This window comes from Nitrosomonas supralitoralis (assembly GCF_003011925.2).
Lineage (GTDB): Bacteria > Pseudomonadota > Gammaproteobacteria > Burkholderiales > Nitrosomonadaceae > Nitrosomonas > Nitrosomonas supralitoralis.
Genome location: NZ_PXXU01000035.1, coordinates 24,977 through 36,666, shown reverse-complemented (window position 1 = coordinate 36,666; position 11,690 = coordinate 24,977). Strand labels below are relative to the sequence as shown.

General features: G+C 45.3%; 14 protein-coding genes. 6 read left to right on the top strand and 8 right to left on the bottom strand.

The features are described from left to right. From C7H79_RS11525 to ispB, 6 genes are all read right to left on the bottom strand, one after another. Positions 1 to 1,872: response regulator (locus C7H79_RS11525; RefSeq protein WP_119983665.1), on the bottom strand; the 1,872-nt coding region annotated here is incomplete at its 3' end. A 32-nt stretch (positions 1,873 to 1,904) separates the two neighbouring features. Then, on the bottom strand, positions 1,905 to 2,162 hold the full coding sequence (locus C7H79_RS11520; protein WP_172592425.1) for a response regulator: 258 nt from the start codon (positions 2,160 to 2,162) through the stop codon (positions 1,905 to 1,907). Between the two features lie 19 nt (positions 2,163 to 2,181). Next, positions 2,182 to 2,322, bottom strand: coding sequence for a hypothetical protein (locus C7H79_RS17985; RefSeq protein WP_172592422.1), 141 nt, complete (start codon positions 2,320 to 2,322; stop codon positions 2,182 to 2,184). Continuing rightward, entirely contained in the window at positions 2,300 to 2,518 is a 219-nt protein-coding gene (locus tag C7H79_RS19480; protein WP_374058010.1) for an ATP-binding protein, read from the bottom strand. The genes C7H79_RS17985 and C7H79_RS19480 overlap by 23 nt, the downstream gene beginning before the upstream one ends. Then, complete coding sequence (locus C7H79_RS11510) at positions 2,442 to 2,843, bottom strand: histidine kinase dimerization/phospho-acceptor domain-containing protein (protein WP_106707407.1); 402 nt, start codon at positions 2,841 to 2,843, stop codon at positions 2,442 to 2,444. Before C7H79_RS11510 ends, C7H79_RS19480 begins: the two co-directional genes overlap by 77 nt. A 130-nt stretch (positions 2,844 to 2,973) precedes the next feature. Beyond that, positions 2,974 to 3,942 carry an octaprenyl diphosphate synthase gene (gene ispB, locus C7H79_RS11505; protein ID WP_106707406.1) on the bottom strand — a complete coding sequence of 323 codons (969 nt, stop codon included), beginning with the start codon at positions 3,940 to 3,942 and terminating at the stop codon, positions 2,974 to 2,976. Positions 3,943 to 4,090: 148 nt separating this feature from the next. On the opposite strand from ispB, the gene rplU reads away from it, so the two are divergent. The 6 genes from rplU (at position 4,091) to C7H79_RS11475 (ending at position 8,777) form a co-directional block, all read left to right on the top strand. After that, the gene (rplU, locus tag C7H79_RS11500) at positions 4,091 to 4,402 is read left to right on the top strand and encodes a 50S ribosomal protein L21 (RefSeq protein ID WP_106707405.1); all 312 of its coding nucleotides are present in this window, start codon (positions 4,091 to 4,093) and stop codon (positions 4,400 to 4,402) included. An 11-nt stretch (positions 4,403 to 4,413) separates the two neighbouring features. Beyond that, positions 4,414 to 4,671, top strand: coding sequence for a 50S ribosomal protein L27 (gene rpmA, locus C7H79_RS11495; protein WP_106707404.1), 258 nt, complete (start codon positions 4,414 to 4,416; stop codon positions 4,669 to 4,671). 99 nt (positions 4,672 to 4,770) lie between these two features. Then, positions 4,771 to 5,835, top strand: coding sequence for an Obg family GTPase CgtA (gene cgtA, locus C7H79_RS11490; RefSeq protein ID WP_106707403.1), 1,065 nt, complete (start codon positions 4,771 to 4,773; stop codon positions 5,833 to 5,835). After that, positions 5,829 to 6,938 carry a glutamate 5-kinase gene (gene proB, locus C7H79_RS11485; protein WP_106707402.1) on the top strand — a complete coding sequence of 370 codons (1,110 nt, stop codon included), beginning with the start codon at positions 5,829 to 5,831 and terminating at the stop codon, positions 6,936 to 6,938. Before cgtA ends, proB begins: the two co-directional genes overlap by 7 nt. 64 nt (positions 6,939 to 7,002) lie before the next feature. Next, on the top strand, positions 7,003 to 8,118 hold the full coding sequence (locus C7H79_RS11480; protein ID WP_106707401.1) for an acetyltransferase domain-containing protein: 1,116 nt from the start codon (positions 7,003 to 7,005) through the stop codon (positions 8,116 to 8,118). Positions 8,119 to 8,162: 44 nt separating this feature from the next. Next, positions 8,163 to 8,777: a hypothetical protein gene (locus C7H79_RS11475; protein ID WP_106707400.1), complete on the top strand. Its 615-nt coding sequence runs from the start codon at positions 8,163 to 8,165 to the stop codon at positions 8,775 to 8,777. 69 nt (positions 8,778 to 8,846) lie between these two features. Here C7H79_RS11475 and C7H79_RS11470 read toward each other — a convergent pair whose 3' ends face one another. Next, positions 8,847 to 10,022, bottom strand: coding sequence for an alkaline phosphatase PhoX (locus C7H79_RS11470; RefSeq protein WP_106707411.1), 1,176 nt, complete (start codon positions 10,020 to 10,022; stop codon positions 8,847 to 8,849). A 103-nt stretch (positions 10,023 to 10,125) separates the two neighbouring features. Continuing rightward, on the bottom strand, positions 10,126 to 11,685 hold the full coding sequence (locus tag C7H79_RS11465; protein ID WP_106707399.1) for an adenylyltransferase/cytidyltransferase family protein: 1,560 nt from the start codon (positions 11,683 to 11,685) through the stop codon (positions 10,126 to 10,128). Between the last annotated feature and the right edge of the window lie 5 nt (positions 11,686 to 11,690).

The window sequence follows — 11,690 nt, the reverse complement described above, 5'->3', positions numbered from 1 at the left end:
AAAGAATTGGTCATGACGTCCCGATTGAATAATTCTAGGATTCTTGCCGAGTACTTGTTCTTCGTTGTAACCAGTAATTTCTGCATAGGCACGATTGATAGCAACGATTCGTGGCTCCATATCGGTAATAACAATACCTTCCTGAGTAGACTCGAATACCGCGGCCGCCTGTTTCAAAGATTCAACTGCATACACCTTTTGTACGGCTAGAGCAGTGATCAAAGCAAATTCATTAATCAGTGTCAGATCAGCAGGAGCAGGTTCACGAGGAGTACGATGATAAATTGCAAAGGTGCCTAGAACCTTGTCTGCCTCATCCTTGAAAGGTATTGTCCAACAGGCATGAAGATTGGCTTTGCGCGTTAATTCAAGATAGGATTGCCAAAATGGATGATGATCGATATCAGACACTATAACGGGTTCACCTCGCCAAGCAGAGGTGCCACAGGAACCTACTCCTTCACCAATCATCAACTGATCAATAGCCGCGTTGTAATCACTCGGCAGACTGGGTGCTTCGCCATGTTTTAGTCGTCCACTGAGTTTATCCAGCAGCAGGATAGAGACCAGCATATCAGGGCTAATTGTCTCAAGCCGCTGCGCAATGTCTTTTAAAATGACCTGAAGTGGTTGATTAGCTACAATCAAATCCAACGCAGACTGATGCGCTTGGCGAATTAACTCAGTTCGCTTATGTTCACTGATATCCAGCCAGGCGCCAACAACCTCAAGAGGACTTCCATCCGTGCTTCGCACCAACCGTATTTCGTCGTGAATCCAGACACTTTGACCATTACGGTGCAGAAACCGGTATTCATGGGTCAGTTGACCTTCTGCGAGCAACACAGATTGACGAGCCAAGGTCGCCTCAAGATCATCAGGGTGCACATGTGAACTCCACCAACCTTCGGCCAGGGCTTCTTTTTGGGTATATCCAAGCAAGCGTTCAATGTTCTCGCTGACCCAGACGGATTGGAATGTTTCTTCCACAACGCGGAGGTTATAAAGAATCGTTGGGCTCGCGGCCAGCAAATGAGAAAGACGCAAACTGGTTTGCTTCAAGCGAACTCGTTCACGGGCCAACTCTGCTTGCTGTTGTACCTTTTCAAGTATCGCCGTAATCTCATAGAGATATCCTTCGTGCTTGAACAAATAATCGTCCACACCTAGGTACAATGCGCGTGCGACGGCAATCTCGCTTCCTTGATCCGCGACTACTACGATGGGAATATCCAGCTTGCGTTCATTGCGCAGCAATTTAATGATATCCAAGCCATTCATGCTTGACATATGATAATTGATCAGCAATACATCGAACACTGTAAATTGTTCAATCGCATCCACCGGAAGTAGTGTGAAGGCCTCTGATACATTGGTCACTGCAGTTAATTGCATATGTGGTGCATGCATGGCTAAATGACGATGCATAAGGTCAATATCAAACATATTATGTTCGATATACAATACCCGTAGCACTCGCTGATTACGTTCAGCATTGTTGTGAAAATGCTCAAGTGCACTTCGCAATATATGTGGTAAGCGCTGCAGATAATCATCCCGCTTAATCAGATAATCATCCGCACTGGCTTTCAGAGCCGCAATCGCTGAATCTTGATCATCTGAGCCGGTGAGAATTACGACTGCTATGGGTAATCGCTGCTCCCGCACACCCGCCAGTGCTTCCAAGCCAGAACCATCGGGTAAAGAAAGATCGGTTAACAACACATCGAACTTATCCGTTGAGGTAAGTCTTGTTAATCCTTCGGTCAGTGTTGTAACTACTTCCAGTTCAACATCAGGCGCAGTCTGTGCCAGGACACGACGCGCCAAATCAGCATCACTGGTGGAATCTTCAATATACAGAACGCGCATCGCAACTATTTAAGTGATTCATTGATAACACATCAATACAGCTCTATTTGTTGCGCCACGTCCATAAAATCATCAAAACCTACCGGCTTGACAATATTTGAATTAACGCCCAAGTCGTATGCCGCCTTTATATTACGATCTTCTTTGGAGGCAGTGAGAACAACTACTGGGATATGGCGCAATAGTATAAGTGATTTTAATGTCTGCAGCACCGTCACTCCATCTACGTGCGGCAGATCGACGTCAAGCGGATTATCTTCAACAAGTAAGATCGGTGGGTAGGCACTCAAAATAAAAAATCTTCCAACTCTATCTTTCCGGTTTTGTCTTAACGAGCGGTAATTCAAGGTAGAAAGTAGCACCTTCATCCGGAGTGCTCTGCGCCCAAACCCGGCCTCTCATACGCTGCATGGCTTTCTTCACCATGTCAAACCAAACCGGTGCCCGCATAATCTTCTGATCGATTTAAGCGCTCGAAGCGCTCAAATATGCGTTGATTATACTTCATATCGAAACCAGTCCCATTGTCTGGAATCCTTAAAATCACATGGTTTTTATCTCGCCGAGCCTTAAATTCTATACGTGGGCAAGACAAATGCTGGCTGAATTTGATCGGATTCGCAAGCAAATCGCAGCGCCAAACCATCGCGATCAGCATAAACTTTAAATGGCGATAAATCCGCAATAACTTCAATACGACGCGTGGTAATTACTTCATTGGGCTCGGTCAGCACCTGAAGAATTAATAGTGGTAAATCCACCACATTAGATTTCAGCTTACGTCTTTCCATCCGTGAAGAAGCGAGCAAATCATTGATCAACACATTCATGCGCGTTACTCCAGTACGTATATTGCGGATGGATAAGCGCCCATCATTATCGAACCGATCAGAGTACTCATCTTCCAGCAACCGGCTGTACCCTTCAACCCCACGCAGTGGCGCATTCAAATCCTGCGACAACTGTCGCATTCATGCCTCGGTTTGGATACAAATTTCAATCAATTATTGGCTAGTCAATATATTAAAAATAAACTGAATATTTCAGACTAGAGAGTTTCTCGGCCTAAATGGATGCGTTCGGCACAAGCTCTTAGCTATCTTAATGATTGCGTGTAACTGCGAAGCTTGCTAATTGCAAAAGACACTTTTTATTTTCTGAATCTGGCAAAGAGGAAATTGCAGCCATTGCAGTTGCGACTTCGTCTTCAGCACATTTTTTTGCATATTCTAAAGCAGCAGTTTGGCGAATCACATTCAGGACGGGTTGGAAACCATCTTTTCCGCCATCTTCAATCGCTTTGCGAATGACATTGGCTTGCTCCTGAGTCCCCATGCGCATGGCATATATTAGAGGCAATGTAGGCTTTCCTTCGGTCAGATCGTCGCCTAAATTCTTACCAATATCCTGATTATTCCCCGAATAATCGAGCATGTCATCTACAAGCTGAAATGCGGTACCTAAATGCATACCGTAAATTGCCATCGCTTTTTCTTCTTCGGGTGTAGCATTGCCAAGTATCGCACCCAGACGACTCGCCGCTTCGAACAATTTGGCTGTTTTAAATCGAATAACCTGCAGATAGTTTTCTTCGGAGACTTGCGGATCACGGCAATTGAGTAGCTGTAGAACTTCACCCTCAGCAATCGTATTGGTGGCATCAGCAAGCACTTGCATCACATACATATTGTCGATTTCCACCATCATCTGGAAAGCGCGAGAATAAAGAAAATCCCCTACTAAAACACTCGCTGCGTTACCATACAATGCGTTGGCGGTCTCTCGATTTCGTCGTAACTCTGATTCATCCACCACATCATCGTGCAATAGCGTTGCCGTATGAATAAATTCGATAACGGCTGCCAGGTTATAATGAAATTTTCCTGTGTAACCAAAAGCACCCGCAGATAATATTACCAAGGCGGGACGCAAGCGTTTGCCACCACTATTAATAATATACTCACTAACTTGACGAATCAGCAGGACATGGGAATGTAATTTTTCCCGAATGACATTGTCGACAATGCTCATATCTTGAGCAATAAAACTTCTAATATATTCGATTGACACAATATTACCTTGTAGAAAACGCTATGTTAGGAATGACAGTGCCAAAGTGTCAAGCAGAATGATAAATTGCTAGAAATTTTCCACCACAATCAAGGGTTATTTATGTATAATTCGCCGTTCTGTAAAAGAGATGTATGGAGTTTAAAATATGTATGCGGTCATAAAAACCGGCGGTAAGCAATATAAAATTCAAGTGGGTGAGAAACTGAAGGTAGAGCAGCTGAAAGTGGAAAATGGCAGCGAGCTTATTATCGATCAAGTATTAATGGTCGCCGATGGCGACAAAGTATCGGTCGGAACACCTCTTGTTAATGGCGCAAAAGTAAGCGCAACAGTGCTCGGCCAGGGACGACACGACAAGATTCGCATCTTCAAAATGCGACGTCGCAAACACTATCAAAAGCATCAAGGTCACCGGCAGAATTACACTGAAATAGAAATTACGGGTATTTCAGCTTAAGGAGTTGATAAATGGCACATAAAAAAGCAGGCGGAAGCTCAAGAAATGGGCGTGATTCACATTCAAAACGGCTTGGAGTGAAGCGCTATGGCGGCGAATTAATTTCAGCGGGATCGATCATCATCAGACAGCGCGGCACGCAGTTTCATCCGGGAGAAAATGTAGGCATGGGCAAGGATCATACTTTATTTGCCAAAGTGACAGGAAAAGTGAATTTCAGTATCAAAGGCGCATTAAAGCGTAAAATAGCAAGCGTGATACCTGCATAAAGAATAGAAATAGCTCACTTGCTTTGTTCAAAAGCCCTGTCAGATGTGATGGGGCTTTTTTGTTTATAGTCACATCAGGGAATTAATACTCCGTAACTTATGAAGTTTATTGATGAAGCTGTTATTCAAGTTCATGCTGGTAAAGGCGGCGATGGCGCTGCAAGTTTCCGGCGGGAGAAATATATTCCGAAGGGAGGCCCTGATGGCGGCGACGGCGGGCGGGGCGGCAGTATATTTGCCGTAGCGGATCGCAATATTAATACTCTAATCGATTATCGCTATGCCCGCATCCATAAGGCCAAAAATGGCCAAAATGGGCAAGGTTCGGACCGCTATGGCAAAAGTGCCGAGGATATCATGCTACGCTTGCCAGTAGGTACGGTCATCAAAGATATCAATACCGGCGAAATCATTGCAGACTTGGTTCATGATCAACAAAAAATTCTTTTGGCAAAAGGCGGAGTTGGCGGAATTGGCAATTTGCACTTCAAATCCAGCACCAATCGTGCACCACGTCAGTTTACCCATGGTGAACCAGGACAGGAATTCGAACTAAAGTTAGAGCTCAAGGTTCTTGCTGATGTAGGATTACTCGGCATGCCAAACGCCGGAAAATCCACGCTCATCCGCGCAGTCTCTGCCGCTCGTCCAAAAGTTGCAGATTACCCATTTACAACCTTGCAGCCAAATCTTGGAGTGGTTAGAGTCGATCATAATCGCAGCTTTGTCATGGCAGATATACCTGGATTAATCGAAGGTGCTGCCGAAGGCATTGGGTTAGGGCATCGCTTTTTGAAGCATCTGACTCGCACTCGGCTATTGTTACATGTAATCGATATGACACCGCTCAATGCAGAAACAGACCTTGTTCACGAAGCCCAAGCGCTGGTCAAGGAACTGCAAAAATATGACGCGTCCTTATATCAGAAGCCGCGCTGGCTGGTATTGAATAAGACCGATATGATGCCGGAAGAAAAACGCGACGAGCTATGCCGCCAATTTGTCGACAACCTTGAATGGGAAGAAAAATACTTTATTATCTCCGCATTGACAGGTGACGGCTGCAAACATCTAACCTATGCCATCATGGAATATCTGGAACAGAACTTGCCACCACAATCTGACGATCCAAATGCAGAAAGTGAGCTACTGAATCAATGTTAAAGCAAGCACGTCGCATTGTCATCAAAGTGGGAAGCAGTCTGGTAACCAATCAGGGTAAAGGCCTCGACCATTCCGCACTGGCCGATTGGGCAGCACAAATTGCCATGCTGAAACAAATGGGTAAGGATATTATTCTGGTTTCTTCTGGCGCAATAGCTGAAGGTATGCAACGGCTAAACTGGGAAATTCGTCCTACTGCATTGTACGAACTGCAAGCTGCGGCTGCTGTTGGACAAATGGGATTGGCACAAGCCTATGCCTCTAATTTTTCACAATACAATTTGCAAACTGCACAAGTGCTTTTGACTCATGAAGATTTATCCAACCGGAAACGTTATCTTAATGCTCGCTCAACCTTGACAACACTGTTAAAACTTAACATCATTCCCATCATTAATGAAAATGATACGGTGGCAACCGATGAAATTCGTTTTGGCGACAATGATACGCTCGCTGCATTGGTGACCAATCTGGTTGAAGCGGATGCATTGATAATACTGACGGATCAGGCTGGCTTGTACACGAGTGACCCGCGCAAAAGTCCGGATGCAAAGCTGTTAAATGAAGTCAACGCAGGCGATCCCATGTTGGAAAAAATGGCCGGAGGTGTGGGCAGCAGTATCAGTCGTGGCGGCATGCAAACCAAAGTAGTTGCCGCCAAACGCGCTGCACGCAGCGGTGCAGATACCATCGTAGCATCCGGCCGCGAAAACAACGTACTAGTACGATTGAATCAAGGCGAGTCTATCGGCACGCGCTTCTTGGCCAGAGTACCTGTGTTAGCCGCGCGTAAGCAATGGCTGGCTGATTACTTGCAAGTGCGCGGTTACGTCACTTTGGATCAAGGTGCTGTGAAAGCGCTTTGTGTAGATGGAAAGAGCTTACTACCCATCGGGGTCACTAGCGTAAATGGTGAATTTGAACGTGGAGAAACTGTATCCTGTCTCAATCAGGAAGGCAGAGAGATAGCTCGCGGCTTGATTAATTATAGCGCACTTGAAACACAAAAAATTCTAAAGCAGGCCAGTAGTGAAATAGAAGTAATATTAGGGTACGTGGATGAACCAGAACTCATACACAGAAATAATCTGGTGCTGCTTTAATTTGTATTTGTAGTTAAAGCCATTCATTGAGTTTTTCTTCTAGTTATTTTATCTGCAAGAGTCAATGGCCATTCCATTCGATAGGAACGCACAACGTATCGCCGCTATTGATTGGCTGCGCGGAATTGTCATGATTCTGATGGCGCTGGACCATACCTCATTGTTCTTTAATACCAATCGGATTTTTGCAGACTCCGTACTCCTGTATGAACCTGGTGTGCAATTTGCGGCCGATCAATTTTTTACTCGCTGGATCACTCACATCTGCGCACCCACTTTTATTTTCTTAGCCGGCACATCCATTGCTATCAGTAATTTCCAGCAACGGCAACAAGGTATCAGCAATGCGATCATAGACCGCGAACTACTGCTTCGAGGCGCTTTTATTGCCATGATTGATTTATGCATAATTTCACTGGTTTCTGGCAAACCTATTTTCCAAGTGCTCTATGCCATCGGTATCAGCATGATGCTGATGGTTTATCTGCAACGACTAGGAATTCGTACAGTTTTTTTTCTAGCGCTATTGCTCATTGCTGGCAGCGAATTATTGCTTTTGGTGCTATGGCAACCGGACGGTGAGGTTCCCTTCTGGCTGGCAATCACTTTTGCACCGGTATTCGATGAAGTCTACACCGTGCTATATCCTGCATTGCCGTGGCTGGGTATCATGCTGCTGGGCTGGGTTTTTGGTCAACGACTTATCTCGACACAATCCGTTTCATGGGCGGCTGATCGCCTGCTGATGACCATCGGCTGTTTTTTGTTGACTTTGTTTGTGGTAATTCGTGGACTTGATGGTTATGGCAACATGTTTATGTACCTGGAAGGAAATACACTAACGCAATGGCTACATGTCAGCAAATATCCCCCCAGTCTCGCCTACACTTTACTGGAACTGGGTTTGATAGCGATTATTCTTGCGCTGTTGATGCGACTGGAGTCTATTAAAAAAATTATCAATCCCAACGGCCCTGTGCTGGTATTCGGACAAACCGCATTATTCTTTTATCTGGCCCACTTCTGCGTGCTGGCAGTATTGAAATCTCTATTTGAGCGCGGCAGCCTGGAACAAACCTACTGGATCACACTGGCGGTGCTGATCATTCTATATCCGATCTGTCGCATTTACCGTTCATTAAAATACCATTATTCACACAGCTTATTACGTTTTTTATAAACTCAGATTAGAAGAAGTATGAAAAAATAAAGGGAGTCAAATTCATGCTAAATAAAATAATTAAGAAGCTGTGCCTCAGCATAGTTTTAACAGGATTTTTAGCAAGTTGCACAACAACCCAGAAATTGACCAATTCAGCCAGAACACCCACTGAACAGTTACTAATCAGTGAAGCGGTGACGCGTAGTCTTGCCAAATCATCAGATTTTTCTTTGCCTATTCCTAAAGGCTCTGTGATTAAGCTTGATATGTTCGGGATCAGCAAGGACAAGGATCTAGTGAAAGGAATTATAGCGGGCTGGCTGGGACAACTGGGTTACGTCGCACAAGACCAATCTGCTACCTATCGCATGAATGTTGTCGTTGATTCTTTAGGAACGGAATATGGTAACACCTTCGTTGGGATTCCTCCGATTACGGCAGCCTTAGTTCCCATTTCTTTACCCAAGCTATCACTCTATGAAGCTGATTATCAGACAGGATATTCCCGATTTCATGTCGATATTTTCGAGATACCATCAGGTCGTTTCGTAGGTACAGTGCCGTTTATGGCCGACACGCATTTTAATAAGCATACGCTACTGTTCTTATTTACATTCAAAAGAACCGACTTGGCATGGCCCCCATCCGTCGGCAGTTTCACGAATCTGGTACACTAGCAGCCAAAACCGATATTGCTAATGTATCGTTTTCCCAGATCGAGGGCATTTAGCAAAGTGACAATCGCTCTAGAATGGCCCCGTAATCTCATAAGTCACGCCATCCTCCAGCAATCCTGTTTTACCGCGTAATGAACTAAAATATAAGCGCGACCCATCTGGACTGAAAGCAGGCCCGGTTATCTCCGACTCAGCTTGATCTACGACTTGCAATATAGGCTTGACTTTACCTCCTGCTAAAGCAACAAGCTGCATATTCCCCCCATCTTCAGCAATCAATAATTCCCCTGCAGCATTACTCGTAATACTGTCCACTCCAGTTAGTACAGGCACTGCATATAAGGCTGCGTCATAGATAATACTCAGGGACTGTTTTAGAACATCATACGCCCAAATGCGGTCATCACCCTTGGTTGAGAAATAGACGATACCGTGCCGATACCAGATACCCTCCCCACCATTAAACTGGGTACAGTTAGGAATTTGTTTGCGGGTAGGTTTAGAAGTCGCCAAGGGATCGGGCACAGCATTCCAGTGTACTATCCCGGTACTTTTATCAACGACTTCGGCAACCTCCAGAACACCATTATCAAGATCAGGCTTCCCTTCCGCATCAATTGAAGCAGCTGTGTAACGATATAGACACCCATCCCTCTCATCTTCGGTAAGATAAATTTGCTTTCGTACGAAATCGACAGCCACCGCTTCATGCCGGAATAAGCCTAAAGCGCTTCTAGGTTGTGCAGATTTTCTCCCTCCTGGATAGCATTCCCATACCTGCCCTCTATCAACTTCCTCGCAAGATAACCAAGTCCGCCACGGAGTTTTTCCACCTGAACAGTTGCGATGAGTCTGATTCAAGATGGAATACGCATCAATAATCTCTCCCATCGGATTAAAGCGTAAAGCGCCCACGCCGCCGCCTCCATCGTCAATCTCACTGTTGGAAACATAAATCCAGTCACCATTCGCAACACGAAAAACAGCCCCCCCGTCCGGAGCGGCATGCCAGACATAATCAAAAAGTTTTTGTCCTGAGTGGGCCACAACGCGAGAAGTAAAACCTGGCGGTAAACGTATGCCATTAGCATCTGCTGGCCCTAGATCACCCAAGGATAACAACGAAGATGTTGCAGCTCTGACAGGCATTGGCAACAAAATATTACCAAAAAATGCACCCAATCCCATAAAACCGTATTGCAAAAGCTTGCGACGATTAATGTCCTTAATGTCAAATCTGCTCATCTTCCAATAACCTCCATGATTAAATATTGCAATGTCATTACCCTTATTCAAAAAGGGATATAGTATACCAGCATTCGAATACTCACCAAATTCCCGATAAATGCTATTGATTCTCCACATCTGTCTGCTTGCTTCCCGCGCCTTCCTGAATACGCAGGATCAATTCAGAAGTCGAAATACCAGAGGTGTACGTCAATTCATGAATCATTTCAGCCGACAGCGTATCGCATAGTTTGTATTTGTCCTTGCGCTCTTGTTCAGAAGCACAAGCGAAAGTATAAATTTCAAAACCATTCTGCTGCATAAATTCTGAAGTAACCCTCGCCGGCGTTTCCGTCATCACGGCATCGACATATTTGCAGGCGGCTACAACCGCGGCGCGTTCGGCCTGTTTCATGACGGGTAGTTTTCCCTTGTTTTCCAGCACGCGCTCATCGGATACTACGCAGACTGTCAAATGCGTCCCCAATGCACGTGCCGACCGCAAAAAATTGATATGGCCCTCATGAAACAAATCAGCCACCATGCGGGTATATACCCGTTTCTTAGATTGATTTCTCGGCCACGCCGGCATTTCACGGTTCAAACGAACGATCGCTCGTTCCATCCATTGACGGCTGCGCAATGCCAGTACATCATCGGGATCTTTCAGTGCAATCTGGTGCGCATAACACCATGCTTTGGACAAGTTTCCCAGTAGCCAATGTTGGATTAGTCGATGATATGCATAGCAACGCACCAGCAAAGTAAAATTTTCCAGATTAAGCGCAGATACGACGGTATCCCAGTTAGGATTAGGCGTACGCCAGTCGCCATAAAATGCTGACAGAATCTTTTCCGGTTGACGCGGAAACCAGGCAGTGCCATGGTCCGTATTGCGTTGAATCAAATCAAACTTGGGAAAAACAGATACCCGTTGATAGTCATCCGGATACCCAGGCAATGCAAAACCACTTACGATCTGCTTGCCTCTGACTTGTAAACCACAGACATCAAGAGTGATGCCCAACTCCGGATGCACATAATCACGATAATTGGCATATTCGATGCGCATCGGCACCTTCGCCCACCCTGCTTCCTCCAATGCAATGCAACATGCTTCCCAGGACTCCATTCGCACCGCAATATCGATATCCTTGTCAAAATCCAATAAACAACCGTTACGCACTAAACCCAATAAAGTACCGGCAAACGGAAATGCCGGAATATCGCGTTGGGCCAATTGCGCGCAGGTGCTCCACAATAATTTTTCCGCCTCTCCCGAAGCAAAAAGATTGGCTTCGGTTCGCAATTGCTTTTTCGGTTCCTTTTGCGGCGGGATTTTCCCGGATTTAGCCAATGCCATCAAATGATTTAAAGCATCTGCAAAATACACTTTGGCCGCTGGCAAATTCAATAAAATAAAATTTGCGGTGCCTAGTACGTGCGCCCAATGCGCTTTATAAAAATCACCTTGCACATGAGCATAAATAGTTGCTGCGTAAGCAGGTACACTTGCCGTTCGGTCGGTGCGCATCGCCAACGAACACCACAACCGGGCAATATCCTGCGACAGAGGATTTTCATCTTTCAACGGACCCAATATCTCATCCGCAGCATTGAATTTCCCTGCTGCGATCAGATCTCTCGCTTTTTTCAGTGACTCATCCAGCTTTGGGATCATAACAA